General features: G+C 67.6%; 15 protein-coding genes and 1 pseudogene. 13 read left to right on the top strand and 3 right to left on the bottom strand.

The window, feature by feature from the left end:
* From WA983_RS13505 to WA983_RS13470, 8 genes and pseudogenes are all read left to right on the top strand, one after another.
* Positions 1-465 carry an acyl-CoA thioesterase gene (locus tag WA983_RS13505; RefSeq protein ID WP_424248514.1) on the top strand — a complete coding sequence of 155 codons (465 nt, stop codon included), beginning with the start codon at positions 1-3 and terminating at the stop codon, positions 463-465.
* Positions 466-546: 81 nt separating this feature from the next.
* Positions 547-939, top strand: coding sequence for a RidA family protein (locus WA983_RS13500; RefSeq protein WP_424248488.1), 393 nt, complete (start codon positions 547-549; stop codon positions 937-939).
* Between the two features lie 35 nt (positions 940-974).
* Positions 975-2,291 (top strand): annotated as a pseudogene (locus WA983_RS13495) (3-hydroxyacyl-CoA dehydrogenase NAD-binding domain-containing protein); the annotation flags it as partial.
* 11 nt (positions 2,292-2,302) lie between these two features.
* Positions 2,303-3,487 carry an acetyl-CoA C-acyltransferase gene (locus tag WA983_RS13490; protein WP_424248486.1) on the top strand — a complete coding sequence of 395 codons (1,185 nt, stop codon included), beginning with the start codon at positions 2,303-2,305 and terminating at the stop codon, positions 3,485-3,487.
* Between the two features lie 64 nt (positions 3,488-3,551).
* Entirely contained in the window at positions 3,552-4,190 is a 639-nt protein-coding gene (upp, locus tag WA983_RS13485) for a uracil phosphoribosyltransferase (protein ID WP_424248484.1), read from the top strand.
* A 107-nt stretch (positions 4,191-4,297) separates the two neighbouring features.
* Positions 4,298-4,621: a DUF883 family protein gene (locus tag WA983_RS13480; protein ID WP_424248482.1), complete on the top strand. Its 324-nt coding sequence runs from the start codon at positions 4,298-4,300 to the stop codon at positions 4,619-4,621.
* An 11-nt stretch (positions 4,622-4,632) separates the two neighbouring features.
* Positions 4,633-5,079 carry a phage holin family protein gene (locus tag WA983_RS13475; RefSeq protein ID WP_424248480.1) on the top strand — a complete coding sequence of 149 codons (447 nt, stop codon included), beginning with the start codon at positions 4,633-4,635 and terminating at the stop codon, positions 5,077-5,079.
* A 59-nt stretch (positions 5,080-5,138) separates the two neighbouring features.
* Entirely contained in the window at positions 5,139-5,444 is a 306-nt protein-coding gene (locus WA983_RS13470; RefSeq protein WP_424248478.1) for a hypothetical protein, read from the top strand.
* 1 nt (position 5,445) lies between these two features.
* Here WA983_RS13470 and ubiD read toward each other — a convergent pair whose 3' ends face one another.
* On the bottom strand, positions 5,446-6,990 hold the full coding sequence (gene ubiD, locus WA983_RS13465) for a 4-hydroxy-3-polyprenylbenzoate decarboxylase (protein WP_424248477.1): 1,545 nt from the start codon (positions 6,988-6,990) through the stop codon (positions 5,446-5,448).
* An 80-nt stretch (positions 6,991-7,070) separates the two neighbouring features.
* Here ubiD and WA983_RS13460 point away from each other — a divergent pair, with 80 nt between their 5' ends.
* Positions 7,071-7,979, top strand: coding sequence for a transglycosylase SLT domain-containing protein (locus WA983_RS13460; RefSeq protein ID WP_424248476.1), 909 nt, complete (start codon positions 7,071-7,073; stop codon positions 7,977-7,979).
* Between the two features lie 26 nt (positions 7,980-8,005).
* On the opposite strand, the gene WA983_RS13455 is transcribed toward WA983_RS13460, so the two are convergent.
* Complete coding sequence (locus WA983_RS13455) at positions 8,006-9,169, bottom strand: pyridoxal phosphate-dependent aminotransferase (protein ID WP_424248475.1); 1,164 nt, start codon at positions 9,167-9,169, stop codon at positions 8,006-8,008.
* 67 nt (positions 9,170-9,236) lie between these two features.
* Between WA983_RS13455 and WA983_RS13450 the strand changes: the two genes are divergently transcribed.
* The 4 genes from WA983_RS13450 (at position 9,237) to WA983_RS13435 (ending at position 14,310) form a co-directional block, all read left to right on the top strand.
* Positions 9,237-10,142: a hypothetical protein gene (locus WA983_RS13450; protein WP_424248473.1), complete on the top strand. Its 906-nt coding sequence runs from the start codon at positions 9,237-9,239 to the stop codon at positions 10,140-10,142.
* 166 nt (positions 10,143-10,308) lie between these two features.
* Complete coding sequence (locus WA983_RS13445) at positions 10,309-12,603, top strand: NADP-dependent malic enzyme (protein WP_424248471.1); 2,295 nt, start codon at positions 10,309-10,311, stop codon at positions 12,601-12,603.
* Positions 12,578-13,852, top strand: coding sequence for a patatin-like phospholipase family protein (locus WA983_RS13440; RefSeq protein WP_424312183.1), 1,275 nt, complete (start codon positions 12,578-12,580; stop codon positions 13,850-13,852). Before WA983_RS13445 ends, WA983_RS13440 begins: the two co-directional genes overlap by 26 nt.
* Positions 13,849-14,310: a barstar family protein gene (locus WA983_RS13435; RefSeq protein WP_424248074.1), complete on the top strand. Its 462-nt coding sequence runs from the start codon at positions 13,849-13,851 to the stop codon at positions 14,308-14,310. Before WA983_RS13440 ends, WA983_RS13435 begins: the two co-directional genes overlap by 4 nt.
* 45 nt (positions 14,311-14,355) lie before the next feature.
* On the opposite strand, the gene WA983_RS13430 is transcribed toward WA983_RS13435, so the two are convergent.
* A complete protein-coding gene (locus tag WA983_RS13430) occupies positions 14,356-15,078 on the bottom strand; it encodes a 16S rRNA (uracil(1498)-N(3))-methyltransferase (protein ID WP_424312182.1) in 723 nt (240 codons plus the stop codon).
* Positions 15,079-15,191: the final 113 nt, after the last annotated feature.

Here is a 15,191-nt window from a genome sequence, read left to right as displayed (position 1 = left end):
ATGCAAGCGCCGCGCGGCCTTTCCCAGGATGTCGCGGGCGGCCCGCCCGCTGCGCGCTTCGAACGTGATTACCGGATCCGGTTCTCGCATTGCGATCCGGCCGGCATCGTGTTCTTTCCCCAATACCTCGTGCTGTTCAATCAACTGGTCGAGGACTGGTTCACCGAAGGGCTGGGTATTTCCTATGCGGACATGCTGGGGCCGCGCCGCATCGGCCTGCCCATCGTGCGTCTGGAATGCGATTTTCGCGCCATCGCCCGGATGGGGGAGACCCTGACGTTCAGCGTGGCCGTCGAACGGATCGGTGGCAAGTCGCTGACGCTGGCGCTGGAGGCCCGTGGAGACGGGGTTCTGCGGGTCGCTTCGCGTCAGGTTCTGGTGTTTACGGATCTGGACGCGCACCGCGCCATCGCCTTGCCCGAGGACGTGCGTGCCGCACTGGCGGCGTCCACCCCGGCGGTCTGAGGCAGCGCCCAGGGGCCATTTTTCCCACTTTCCCGCTTTAGGCTGTAGTTTCGTTTCGTTGTTTCGATAAGGAGAATTCTCATGCAAATCCTGCTTCCTCCCGGCTGGCCGCGTCCCAAGGGTTATTCCAATGGCGTGGCCGTGCGCGGCCGCATGGTGTTCGTGGCGGGCATGATCGGCTGGGACGCTCACAGCGTGTTCCATACGGACGACATGGCCGGACAGGTGCGCCAGGCGCTGCAGAATATCGTCGAAGTGCTGCACGAGGCCGGCGCCAAGCCCGAACACATCGTCCGCATGACCTGGTACGTGACCGACAAGAATGAATACGTCGCGGCCTATCCGGAGATCGGCAAGGCGTTTCGCGAGCTCATCGGCAGCTTCAACGCCGCCATGACCGCCGTCGAAGTCGCCGCACTGATCGAGGACCGCGCCAAGGTCGAGATCGAAGTCACCGCCGTCATTCCCGACTGAGGCCGAGTATGTCCGATCCGATGATTCCGGATGAAATGGATGACGCGCGGCGCGCCGGGCTGGCCCACGCGGCGTTCGCCGAGGGCGAAGTGGCCCGGGTGCCGGAGGCTGAGGCGGCCGTGCCTCGCGCCATCCGGGCCATCGGCGTGGTCGGCGGCGGCACCATGGGTGCGGGCATCGCCGTGGCGGCCCTGCGAGCCGGCTATCAGGTCACCCAGGTGGAGCGCGACGCCGCCGGGGTCCAGCGGGGTCGCGCCAACGTCGAAGCGATCCTGGACGGGCTGGTGGCGCGCAAGCGCCTGCCGGCCGAAGACCGCGACGCCGCGCTGGCGCGCTTCGACGGCTCGGCGGACTATGCCGCGCTGCGGGACGTCGATCTGGTGATCGAAGCCGCCTTCGAGGACATGGCGGTCAAGCAGGCGGTGTTTGCTGAACTGGACCGTGTTTGCCGGCCGGGCGCCATTCTGGCCACCAATACGTCCTACCTGGACGTGGACGTCATCGCGGCCGGCACCTCGCGGCCCGCCGACGTCATCGGCCTGCATTTCTTTTCGCCCGCCCACGTGATGAAACTGCTGGAGATCGTCGTGCCCGCGAAGGTCGCCGCCGACGTGGTCGCCAGCGCCTTTGACCTGGCCAAGCGGCTGGGCAAGATTCCGGTGCGCGCCGGGATCTGCGACGGCTTTATCGGCAACCGGATGTTGGCTGCTTACCGCCAGGCGGCCAACGTCATGATGGAGGACGGCGCCTCGCCCTACGCCATCGACGCCGCCGTGCGCGGCCTGGGCTTTCCCATGGGGCCGTTCCAGGTCTATGACCTGGCCGGCGGCGACATCAATTGGGCCATGCGCAAGCGCCAGGCGGCGACGCGTGATCCGCGTGCGCGCTACGTGCAGATCGCCGACCGCCTGTGCGAACGAGGCTGGTTCGGGCAGAAGACCGGGCGCGGCTGGTACCTCTATGAACCGGGTGCGCGCGTCGGGACCGAAGATCCCGAGGTCCTGGCCATCGTCGAGGCCGAGCGTGCCCGTGCGGGCGCGACGCCGCGCGCCTTCGACGAACAGGAAATCGTGCGCCGCTACATGGCTGCGATGGTGAATGAGGGCGCCAACGTCGTGCATGAAGGCATCGCGCTGCGCCCGCTGGACGTCGATGCCGTGCTGTTGCATGGCTACGGTTTTCCGCGGCATCTGGGCGGGCCGATGCACTACGGCGATACCGTGGGGCTGGCGGCGATCCTGGCCGACATCCGGTCGTACGCCCAGGACGACCCGCTGTTCTGGCAGCCCTCGCCCTTGTTGCTGCAACTGGTCGAGCAGAACCGCGATTTTGCCAGTCTGAACCGGATCTGAAGGAAGTCTCCATGCGTGAAGCCGTCATCGTTGCCACCGCGCGTACGCCGCTCACCAAGTCGCATCGGGGTGAATTCAATCTGACGCCGGGGCCGGCGCTGGCCGCCTTCGCCGTGCGGGCGGCCGTGGATCGCGCCGGGATCGATCCGGGACGGATCGAGGATGTGATCCTGGGTACCGGTTATCCCGAAGGCGCCACGGGCCGCAACCTGGGCCGCCAAGCCGCCATCCGGGCCGGATTGCCCGTCTCGGTGGCGGGGCAGACCGTGAGCCGGTTCTGCGCCTCGGGCCTGCAGGCGATTGCCGCAGCGGCGGGGGCCATCGCCGGCGGCACCCAGGCGGTCGTCGCCGGCGGTGCCGAAAGCATCTCGCTGCTGCGCCGGCCCGCGCAGGGCGCGCCGGACCCGACACTGGACCCCTGGATCGAAGCGCATTACCCGGCGTTGTACATGAGCATGCTGGAAACCGCCGACATCGTGGCGGCGCGTTACGGCATCGGCCGCGAGGACCAGGACCGCTTTTCCGTCGAAAGCCAGCGCCGTGCCCACGAGGCTCAGCAGGCGGGCCGGTATGCCGAGGAAATCGTGCCGTGTGCGACGACCATGGCCGTCGTCGACAAGGCGACCGGGGTGGTCAGCCACCGTGAGGTCACGGTGGCGGCCGATACCTGCAACCGGCCCGGCACGACCTACGAGGCTCTGGCGGCGCTGGCTCCGGTCCGAGGGCCGGATCAATTCGTCACGGCCGGCAATGCGTCTCAGCTTTCGGACGGAGCTTCGGCCTGCGTGCTGATGGAGGCCCGGGAAGCCGAGCGTCTGGGCCTGTCGCCTCTGGGGGCCTTCCGGGGCTTCGCCATTGCGGGCTGCGAGGCGGATGAAATGGGGATCGGCCCGGTCTTCGCCGTGCCGCGTCTGCTGGAGCGGCACGGGCTGAAGATCGAGGACATCGACCTGTGGGAACTCAACGAGGCCTTCGCGTCCCAGTCGCTCTATTGTCAGCGGCGTCTGGGCATTCCCTCGGAACGGCTGAACGTCAATGGCGGGGCCATTGCCCTCGGTCATCCCTTCGGCATGACGGGCGCCCGGCTGGCGGGTCACGTGCTGCTGGAAGGCCGGCGCCGCAAGGCACGGTACGCCGTCGTGACGATGTGCATTGCCGGGGGCATGGGGGCGGCTGCGCTGTTCGAGGTTTTCTAGGGGCCTGGCCTGGTGTCCGGCGAGTTACACTGCATGCCAACCTGTCCTGGACGATCGAGCCGCCATGCCCATTCATGAAATCCGCCATCCCCTGATCCGTCACAAGCTGGGCCTGATGCGGCGGGCGGACCTCAGCACCAAGAATTTCCGCGAAATGGCTCAGGAGATTGGTGCGCTGCTGACCTACGAGGCCACGAAGGACCTGCCGCTGGAGCCCGCGCGCATCAACGGCTGGGCGGGCGAGATCGACGTCGAGAAGCTGGCCGGGAAAAAAGTCACCGTGGTGCCCATCCTGCGCGCCGGTATCGGCATGCTGGACGGCGTGCTGACGCTGATTCCGGGCGCCAAGGTCAGCGCGGTGGGCATCGCGCGCAACGAGGAAACTCTGCAGGCCCAGCCCTACCTGGAAAAGCTCGTCGGCCAGTTGGACCAGCGTCTGGCGCTGATCGTCGATCCCATGCTTGCCACGGGCGGGTCCATGGTGGCCACCATCAACATGCTCAAGCAGGCCGGCGCCCGCACCGTGCGTGCCCTGGTGCTGGTGGCTGCGCCCGAAGGCATCGCGGCCGTCGAGCGCGCCCATCCCGACGTGCACATCTACACCGCCTCCATCGACGATCACTTGAACGAGCACGGCTATATCATCCCCGGTCTGGGCGATGCCGGGGACCGCATCTTCGGTACGCGCCAGAAGACGGATTGATGGGGTTGCGGTCTTGATCTGCCGCATGCGTCTCATGTTTTGATACATCGGGTTTTCCCGGATCATGTAGGATGAAGGTTCCTTATTCCGTTTGACAGGAGTTGTCCATGGCCACTCGCAAGCAAATCGCCACTCAATCCGCGGGAGACGCGTTGATTGAAGACCTGAAGTCCAGTCTGGATCAGGCCGAAAAACTCTTGCGCGAGGCGGCCGATGCCACGGGGGACAAGGCCGCCGACCTGCGCGCCCGGGCGCTGACGGCGCTGGATAAGGGGCGCGAGGCCCTGTCCGAAACCCAGGCCAGCCTGATGGAGCAGGGGCGCAAGGTCGCTCATGACACCGACGAATACGTCCAGGCCAATCCCTGGAAGGCTGTCGGGATCGCCGGCGTGGCCGGTCTGCTGCTGGGCGCGCTGCTGTCCCGCCGCTGATTCTGATCCTCATGGGACCGATCAGCCGCGCGTTCTCCGACCTGGCCGCCCAGTTGGCCGCCTTGGCCGGCACGCGCCTGGAACTTTTCGGGCTGGAGGCCCGGGACGCCGGCGACCGCCTGTTGTTACGCCTGGCGGCGCTGCTGGCGGCGGCCGTTTTTCTGCTGCTGGCGCTGCTGGTGGCCACGCTGGCCCTGGCGCTGTATTTCTGGCCGACCGAATCCCGTTTTCTGGCCCTGGGCCTGCTGGCGCTGTTGTATGCAGTGCTGGGCGGGGGGCTGGCCGGCTGGCTGATCCATCGCTTGAAACACGATCCGGACCCGTTCTCCGTGACGGTCGAGGTGCTGCGCGAGGATGAGGCGGGACTCAGGGCCGTCCTTGCGGACGGCCCTGTGCCAGACGAATCGGAGCGGCATGCAGGCCGCGACGTGGACGCAGGCCGCACGGGGGATTTATGAGCACACGTCTCGGAGATCGCCCAGGCCGCCCCAAGCGAGAATCCGCTGCGGATCGCCGCATGCGCATCGAGCTGCTGCGCATGCGTGCCGGTTACGAACGCCTGGCCGTCCGGCGCGGTGCCTGCCGGCTGGCCGGCGAATTGCGGCCGGAGGCCCTGGCGGCCCAGGTGCGCGACCGCCTGGGATCGTTCGGCCTGGGCTGGCTGGGCGGCGGACTGCAGGCCCTGCGCCGCTATCCCGTGCTGCTGTCCCTGCTGACCTCGGTGGTGACCAACCGCCAGCGGCGCGGCATCGCCCTGAAGACGGCCCTGATCGCCGGCCTGGTGTGGCTGGGCAAGCGCCGGAGCCGCGATCCGGATGCCTGAGCTACAGACCTAGGCTGTCCCACATTTCGTCCACGCGCTGCTTGACCTCGGGCGCCATCTGGATCGGGCGGCCCCATTCCCGGTCCGTCTCGCCCGGCCATTTATTGGTTGCATCCAGCCCCATCTTGCCGCCCAGGCCGGAGACGGGCGAGGCGAAGTCCAGGTAGTCGATCGGCGTGTTGTCCACCAGCAGGGTGTCGCGCACCGGATCCATGCGCGTGGTCATGGCCCAGATGACCTCGGACCATTGCCGGGGATCGATGTCCTCGTCCACGACCACGATGAACTTGGTGTACATGAACTGGCGCAGCACGCTCCACAGGCCGAACAGGATGCGCTTGGCGTGGCCTGGATACTGCTTGCGGATCGAGACCACGGCCAGACGGTAGCTGCAGCCTTCGGGCGGCAGGTGGAAGTCCACGATTTCAGGGAACTGGCGCTTGAGCAGCGGCACGAAGACCTCGTTCAGGGCCACGCCCAGGACGGCGGGTTCGTCGGGCGGTTTGCCGGTATACGTGCTGTGATAGATGGGATTGCGTCGATGGGTGATGCGCTCGACCGTGAAGACCGGGAACCAGTCCTGTTCGTTGTAGTAGCCGGTGTGATCGCCGTACGGGCCTTCCAGGGCCATCTCGTAGCCGGTGTCCGGCGGCGGGGCGACCCCTTCGGGCACGTCGGGGCGCCGCGCGCGCGGGTCCGAGGCCGGCAGGATGTGGCCTTCGAGGATGATTTCGGCGTGGGCCGGCACCGACAGGCCGCTGCCCAGCGCGGGCGCCAGTTCGGTGCGGGAACCGCGCAACAGGCCGGCGAACTGATATTCAGACAGGCTGTCGGGAATGGGGGTGACGGCCGCCAGCGTGGTGGCGGGGTCGGCGCCCAGCGCGACTGCGATCGGGAAGGGCTCGCCGGGGTGGGCCAGAGCGTGGTCGCGGAAATCCAGCGCGCCGCCGCGATGCGACAGCCAGCGCATGATGAGCTTGTTGCGGCCGATCAGTTGCTGGCGGTAGATGCCCAGATTCTGGCGGCGCGCGCGCGGGCCGCGCGTGATCACCAGACCCCAGGTCAGCAGCGGGGCCACGTCTCCCGGCCAGCAGCTTTGCAGAGGCAGGGCGTTCAGGTCCACGTCCTGGGCCTCGATGACGACTTCCTGGCAGGGCGGGGCGCGCAACTGCCGGGGGTTCATGTCCCACAGGGCCGCCTTCAGCATGGAGACCTTGGACAGGGCATCGCGCATGCCCTGGGGCGGCGTGGGCTCGCGCAGCGAGGCCAGCAGCTCGCCGGTCTCGCGCAGGGCGGAGACGTCTTCGGCGCCCATGCCCCAGGCGACGCGCTGGGGCGTGCCGAACAGATTGGTCAGCACCGGGGTGCCGCAGGCCTGGCCGGCGTGCGTCGGGTGTTCGAACAGCAGGGCAGGACCAGCGGCCCGCAGGACCCGGTCGCTGATTTCGGTCATTTCCAGGGCGGTGGAAACGGGGTGCGCGATGCGTTTGAGCTGGCCCTGGCGTTCGAGTTGGGAGATGAAGTCCCGGAGGTCGCGGTATTTCACGGCAGTGTCGTTGATCGGTTACAGTGGCGTCGTGCCCAAGATTACCATTCCCCCCGCCCGGGCGGTTTCCGGAGGTGCTCATGCGCTCCGTGCCTGAACAGCTGTGGCACGGCGTGCATGCCGTGCTGCGGCCCGTCGGAGAATTCGTTCACGTCAGCGCCATTTACCTGGGGCTGGCCGTGCTCACCACGCTGGGCCTGAGCCTGGTGCTGCCATCCATGCGCCAGCAGTCGCAGCAGTTGCACGAGGTCGTGCTGGCGATGTTCCAGGCCGATGGTGCCGGCGATACCGCCTACGACGAGGGCGAGGTGTCGGATTGGGCGCTGCCGCCGACGGCCCGGGCGCCGGACGCGGCCGCTGTGCCGGCCCCTAACACTGACACTGCTGCTGGCACCGAGGCGAAGCCGGCGGATCAATCCGGACAGCCTGGTCAGACGGCCCAGGCCAACCCGGCGGCTGTGGCCGAGACCGGGCGCATGACCTTCGCCGGCGCCCTGGCGGCCAGCCTGCGCGATCAGCCGATCCAGGGCGTGACCCAATCTCAGTTGCATGCGCTGCGCAGCTATCTGGCGCGCAAATATCGCATTGCCAATAGCGTGGCGGGCGCCCTGATCCGAACCGCTTTCGAGGTGGGGCGCGAGCAGAAGCTGGACCCGCAGTTGCTGCTGGCCGTGATCGCCATCGAGTCGCGCTACAACCCTTTCGTCGAGAGCGCCGTGGGCGCCCAGGGCCTGATGCAGGTCATGACCAGAGTGCACCGGGAAAAGCTGCGGCCCAGTGGCGGGTCGGCGGCGGCGTTCGATCCGGTGGTCAACATCCGCGTCGGGGCGCAGATCCTGGCCGATTGCGTCCGCCGGCGGGGCGGCATCGAGGGCGGCCTGGCCTGCTATGTCGGCGCGACCGGGCCCAGTGATGGCGGCTATGGCGCCCGGGTGCTGGCGGAACGCCGCCGCATCGCCCTGGCCTCGGGGCTTCCGCCCAAGGACTGAGTGCCGGGCGGGCTTGGGCCGAGGGGCTAGCGGTTCCCCAGGAACGTCGCCATCCGGTCGATGGCCTCATGCAGGCGGTCCAGGCCGGTGGCGTAGGAAAATCGCACGGTATGCCGGGCATGGGCCTGGCCGAAGTCCAGCCCCGGCACGGCGGCGACCCCGGCTTCGTGCAGCAGGCGCCGGCAGAATTCCGTGCTGTCCATGTCCAGTTCGCGGATGTCGGAAAAAATGTAGAAAGCACCGTCCGGGGCGGCAGGCACGCGCAGGCCCAGGCGTTCGAAGGCGGGCAGCAGAAAGTCGCGCCGTTCCTTGAAGGACAGGCGCCGGTGCTCGTAGATCTGCATGACCTCGGGTTCGAAGCAACTGAGCGCCGCATGCTGGGCCAGCGCCGGAGCGCAGATCGCCAGGCTGGCGCCCAGACGCTCCAGGGCGGGCATCATGGATTCGGGCGCGATCAGCCAGCCCAGCCGCCAGCCCGTCATGTGGAAGTATTTCGAGAAGCTGTTGATGACCAGCAGGTCATCGTCCAGCGTCAGGCCGCTGTGCGGCGGCTCGTCGTAATACAGGCCCAGGTAGATCTCGTCCAGGATGACGAAGCCGTCCCGCGCACGGACGGCGGCGATCAGGTCGCGCAGGGCCTCGCGCGGCATCGAGGTGCCGGTGGGGTTGCTGGGCGAGGCGATCAGCACGCCGCGCGTGGTCGGCCCCCAGTGGGTGTCGATGTCCTCCGGGCTCAATTGATACCGGTGTTCCGCCGTGGTCGGCACCAGGCGCGTGATCCCGCCGGCGGCCGTGATGAAATTGCGGTTGGCGGGGTAGGACGGGTCGGGCATCAGGACTTCATCGCCCGGATCGATCAGGGCCATTGCCGCCAGCATCAAGGCGCCTGAGGCGCCCGATGTGATCAGGACGCGGGCCGGGTCCACGGATGCGCCGAAATGCGTGCCGTAGTAGTGGGCAATGGCTTCTCGCAGCGCCGGGATGCCGGCGGGCGCGGTGTAGCCGCTCAGGCCGGCGTCGGCCGCCCGATTCAGGGTTTCCAGGACGCGCGCGGGGGCGGTGAAGTCGGGTTCGCCGATGCCCAGGCTGATGATGTCGCGCCCCTGGGCCGCGAGGGCCTGTGCCTGTTTCAGGACTTCTACGGCGTAGAATGGCGCCGTGCGTTCGGTTCTGTCGGCCAGTCGGACCATCGTGCAACCCTGCAGTGCTGTTCGGAATGAAAGCCCGATTGTAGACCTTCGCCCCCGGAGTCCCGCCATGCAGTCTTCCTCGCGCCGTGCCTTCCTGGTCGGCCGCCGTACGGAACGATCCCCCTGGGAAACCTTTCTGGCGCGCCTGCGCCGTGTTGCGCAGGGCACGGTATACGACTTTGCCTCGGAAGCCGGCAGCGCCCGGCTGGTCCCGGGGCACATGCAGGACGTTTATCACGCCCGATCCCTGTGCGTGGAGCACGGCGTCACGCTGGCCCTGGACGGCATGCCCTTGGCCGACCGGCTGGACGACAGCCCCGTGCTGTGGGTCGAGCCGGGGGCCGCGATGGCGCGCTGCGAGCGCCTGGGGCCGGATGATCCGCGGTGGTTCGTGCAGCCTGGCTGCCTGATCGGCGAGCTGGAGCAGGCCGGCCTGCCGCAGTTTCGCGACCAGCCGCCGCATCTGACGGTGGCGGCCTGGCTGGCCGACCGGCGTGGCTGCGACTGGGATTGTGGCGGCACGGCCGCCAGCGGCCTGGTGCATGCGATGGTGTTGCTGGCCGATGGCACCCAGGCCAATCTGGGCGCCTTCGGGGTGGACAACCGCAAACCGCTGGACAATCTGCGCGTCCAGGGCATGATCCCCCGGTTGTTCGAACTCGCCTCGGCGCCCGCCGCTGACGAACTGCGGGTCGATGGCCTGTGGAATGGCCGCTACCGGCTGGACGCGCTGCAGCCGGCGGCCGGCGGCACCATCAATCTGGCGCATCTGCTGCTGGGCCACGGCGGTGAACTGGGCTGGGTCGAATGGCTGGTCTTCGACGAACGCGCCGGGTCTCCGGCTGAACGCCCCTACGAACTGCGCTATGGACACCGTCCGGGCACCGATGCGGCGGCGGGGGACATGGACCAGGCCGTGCGCGCCCTGTTCGACCCCGACGGCGTCTTCCCGGAACAGGGCCAGCGATTCTAGGGCCTGCTCACACGCATTTCCGGCCCGTGCCGTTCGCGCGGCCGGGGCGTGCGCCGGCCCATATGATCCACATGCGCCCCGCGCCATGCCGCGGGGCGGCGCAAGCGGCTAGAATGGTCGGCAGCACACCTGCCCATTACCATCACGTATCAAGGCTGCTTCTATCATGGACGAATCCTTGCGCGCCGCAGCGCTCGAATATCACGAGCACGGCCGTCCCGGGAAAATCTCGGTCACCCCCACCAAACAGCTTTCGAACCAGCGGGATCTCGCGCTGGCGTATTCGCCCGGGGTCGCCGCCGCGTGCGAGGAAATCGTCGCCGACAGCCATAACGCTTTCCGCTATACCGGTCGCGGCAATCTGGTCGGCGTCATCACCAACGGCACGGCCGTGCTGGGCCTGGGCAACATCGGCCCCCTGGCGTCCAAGCCGGTGATGGAAGGCAAGGCCGTGCTGTTCAAGAAATTCTCCGGCCTGGACGTCTTCGACATCGAGATCAACGAGCAGGATCCGGACAAGCTGGTGGACATCATCGCGGGCCTGGAGCCCACCTTCGGCGGCATCAACCTCGAGGACATCAAGGCGCCGGAATGCTTCTACGTCGAACAGAAGCTGCGCGAGCGCATGAAGATCCCCGTCTTCCACGATGACCAGCACGGTACCGCCATCTGCGTGACCGCCGCCTTCATCAACGGCCTGGAGGTCGTCGGCAAGGACGTCTCCAAGGTCAAGGTCGTGGTGTCCGGCGCCGGCGCAGCGGCCCTGGGCTGCCTGGACCTGATGATGGACATGGGTCTGCCGCTGGAGCACATCTGGGTGTCCGACATCGAGGGCGTGGTCTACGAAGGCCGCACGGTCCTGATGGACGAAAAGAAGTCCCGCTTCGCGCAGAAGACCGACGCGCGTACGCTGGACGATATCATCGGCGATGCCGACGTGTTCCTGGGCCTGTCGGCCGGCGGGGTGCTCAAGCCCCACATGGTCGAAAAAATGGCCGCACGCCCGCTGGTGCTGGCACTGGCCAACCCCAATCCTGAAATCCTGCCGGCCGACGCGCTGGCGGTGCGGCCCGACGCCGTGATCGCCACCGGGCGGTCCGACTTCCCCAACCAGGTCAACAACGTGCTGTGCTTCCCGTACATCTTCCGCGGGGCGCTGGACGTGGGGGCGACCACCATCACGCGCGGCATGGAAAAAGCCGCCGTCATGGCGATCTGCAAGCTGGCCCGGGAAGAACAGAACGACATCGTGGCGGCCGCCTACGGCCTGTACGACGTGTCCTTCGGACCCAGCTACTTCATCCCCAAGCCTTTCGATCCGCGCCTGATCGCGCGCATCTCTCCCGCCGTGGCGCAGGCCGCCATGGAAGACGGCGTGGCCACCCGGCCTCTGGCGGACCTGGAAAGCTACGCCGGTCAGCTGGAGCAGTTCGTCTACCATTCCGGCGCCTTCATGAAGCCGCTGTTCTCGGCCGCGCGCGCCATGATCCGCGAGGGCGGCAAATCGCGCATCGTGTTTGCCGAGGGCGAGGACGAACGCGTGCTGCGCGCGGTGCAGATCGTGGTGGACGAACGCCTGGCCAAGCCCATCCTGATCGGCCGTCCCGCCGTGCTGGCCGATCGCATCGAAAAATACGGCCTGCGGATTCGCCTGGGGGTCGATGTCGAAGTCACCAACCCCGAGCACGACGAACGCTTCCACCAGTACTGGAACACGTACTGGGAACTGATGTGCCGCCGGGGCATCACCAAGGAAATGGCGCGGGTCGAGATGCGTCGCCGCCTGACCCTGATCGGTGCAATGATGGTGCGCCTGGGCGATGCCGACGGCATGATCTGCGGCACGGTGGGGTCCTATGGAAATCACCTGCGCTTCATCGACGAGGTCCTGGGCCAGCAGCCCGGCGCCCGCACCTATGCGGCCATGAACATCCTGCTCCTGGAAGAGCGCACCCTGGCGCTGGCGGACACGCACGTCAACGACAATCCCGATGCGGCCCAGATCGCCGAGATCACCCTGATGGCAGCGGAGGAAATGCGCCGCCTCAACATCGAACCCAAGGTCGCGCTGCTGTCGCGCTCCAATTTCGGCACCGGCAGTTCGTCCTCCGGCGAAAAGATGCGCCAGGCCCTGGCGCTGGTGCGCGAACGCGACCCCGGTCTCGAGATCGACGGCGAAATGCACGGCGACTGCGCCCTGGACCCGGCGCTGCGCGAACGCATCCTGCCGTCCACCACGCTGCATGGCGAGGCCAATCTGCTGGTCTGCCCCAGCGTGGATGCCGGCAACATCGCCTACAACCTGCTCAAGACGGCGGCGGGCGGCAATGTGGCGGTCGGCCCGTTCCTGCTGGGCGCCAGTGCGCCGGTGCACATTCTGACCTCCAGTTCCACCGTGCGCCGGATCGTCAATATGACCGCGCTGACCGTGGTCGATGCCAACAAGCCGCGTCACGCCTGAGGAATCGCTGGACGAGCCCGCCTCTGCGGTGACGTCCGGCGCTCCCGATGCGGGGGCGGGCGGCCGGCTCCGGGTCGGCCTGGTCATGACCGGGGGCGGCGCCCGCGCCGCCTACCAGGCCGGCGTGCTCTCGGGCGTGCTGGAACTGCTGGACCCGGATCGCAGACCGGGTTTTCGTAATCCCTTCGACATCATTTGCGGCACCTCGGCGGGGGCCATCAACGCCGCTGCCCTGGCCTGCCGCGCCCACCAGCCGCATCGTGCCGTCGATCACCTGTGCGACCTGTGGCAGGCGCTGCGTACGCATGACATTTATTATGCGGACGCGGCGCGGCTGATGCGGACCGGCCTGCAATGGCTGGGCATGCTGGGTCTGGGCTGGATCAGGCCGCAACTGTCCCGCTACGCGCCGCATTCCCTGCTGGACAATCAGCCCCTGGCCGGTCTGTTGAGCCGCACCCTGAACTTTTCCCGCCTGCAGACCAATCTGGATCGCGGCCACCTGAGCGCCCTGGCGATCACGGCGACGGCCTACACCACGGGTGAGCACCTGACCTTTTATCAGGCCCGGCAGAGCATCCAGCCCTGGTCGCGCACCTTGCGGCGTGCCGTGACGTGTTCGATCGGTGTGGACCATCTGATGGCCTCCAGCGCCATTCCCTTCGTCTTTCCCGCACGCGCCATCCTGATGGGCGGGCGCACGCTCTGGTGCGGCGACGGCTCGATGCGCCAACTGGCCCCGATCAGTCCGGCCATCCATCTGGGGGCCGAGCGCATCTTCGTCATCGGCACCAATTACAGCGACGAAACCAGCCCCGACATCCGTGATCTGGACCCGCCGTACCCCAATCTGGCCCAGATTGCGGGGCACACGCTGTCGAACATTTTTCTCGATGGCGTGTCCATGGACATGGAGCGCATGGAGCGGATCAATGCCCTGCTTGCACGAATCCCTGCAAATCGTTTAAAAAGCGAGTCACTGCGACCCATCCACACCCTGATGATCGCGCCCAGCCGGTCCCTGGACGAGCTGGCGTTGGATCATCTGGATGAATTGCCGGGCGCTGTGCGCACCCTGTTTCGTGTACTGGGCGTTTCGCCGCGCAGAATCGAGGCAGGGGGTGGCGCACTGGCGTCCTACTTATTGTTTGAATCCGGCTACACCCGAAGCCTGATTGCGCTGGGCAGGGCAGACAGTTTGAATCAGGCTGAAAAAGTCATCGCGTTTTTCAAGGAGTGGTCCGCATGAGTCCGGCCCAGATCAAAAAAATGCTGACGCAGGGCATCGTCGATGCCCAGGCGGTGAGCGAACAGGAAGCCCTGGAAGCTGCGACCGAGGCCGGTCTGGCCGCCTTCGTCGTCGATTGCGACCGGGCGCGCAACCGTTCCGCGGTGCTTCGGGCCGTGGTCAAGGCCATTGACTACCCGGAATACTTCGGCGGCAACCTGGACGCGCTGTACGACGGCCTGTGCGACACGCTGACCGACCAGAAGGAGGGCCTGTTCCTGTGGTTCCGGCACCTGCATTCCGGCGACCCGGCGCTGGTCGAGGACGCCCAGGCCATCCAGGCCGTGTGCAACGACGTGGTGGAATTCGGCCAGAACAACGAACGCCGCTTTGCCTACGCCATCCAGCATGCCGGCGCGCATCCCGAGCCCGAGCCGGGCGTCGATCCCACGCCGTATTCCGGCCGCGAGGAATCCTGATTTCTCCACAAGGGTAGAAAAAACGGCGCCTCGGCGCCGTTTTTTCTACCAATCCAGCAGTGCCGTGGCCGCCGCCGCCAGCGCCAGGCCGGCTGTTTCGGTGCGCAGCACCCGGGGGCCGAAGCGCACGCCCGTCAGGCCCCGGCGTTGCGCCAGGGCCAGTTCCTCCGGCGACCAGCCGCCCTCGGGGCCGACCATCAGCGTCAGCCCGTCGCGCACGTCCGCCAGGGCCGTGCGGAAATCCAGCAAGCCTTCGGGATGGCAGAACAGCGCCGGGCCGTCCACCGCCTCCAGGCAGGCCGCCAGCGGCGCGGGCGGGTGGACGAGCATCAGCCGGTTGCGGCCGCATTGCTCGCTGGCCGCCCGGGCGATGGCGCGCCAATGCGCCAGGCGCTTGTCCAGGCGGGGGCCGGACAGGCGCAGGACGCTGCGCTCGGCTGCGACGGGGCGCAGCTCGGCCACGCCCAGTTCGACCGCCTTTTCCACGATCCAGTCCATCTTGTCGCCCGAGGCCAGCCCCTGGATCAGGACCAGGCGACCGCGCAGTTCGCTGTCGGCGGCCTCGTGCGCGCCCAGGGCGGCCAGGGCATGCCGGCCTTCGACGTGCAGGACGGCAGGATACTGGCCGCCCCGGCCGTCGAACAGGACGATGGGGGCGCCGTCCGTGAGCCGCAGCACACGCAGCGCGTGATGTGCCAGAGCGGTCGGCAGTTCGATGCGTCCGCCGGCGTCCAGCGGGGTTTCGCAGAAGAAACGGGGTGGGGACATGGCATGACCATTGGGCGGGTGCGGGGGACTATAAACCGGATCGGGCGGGGTGGTAAAATCCATAGCTTTGTGATTCTGTATGCGGTGAGGCCATGGCTTCGGTCGAGCGGCGC

This window comes from Castellaniella sp. (assembly GCF_049650445.1).
GTDB lineage: Bacteria > Pseudomonadota > Gammaproteobacteria > Burkholderiales > Burkholderiaceae_B > Castellaniella.
This window is presented reverse-complemented; position numbering and strand designations above follow the sequence as displayed.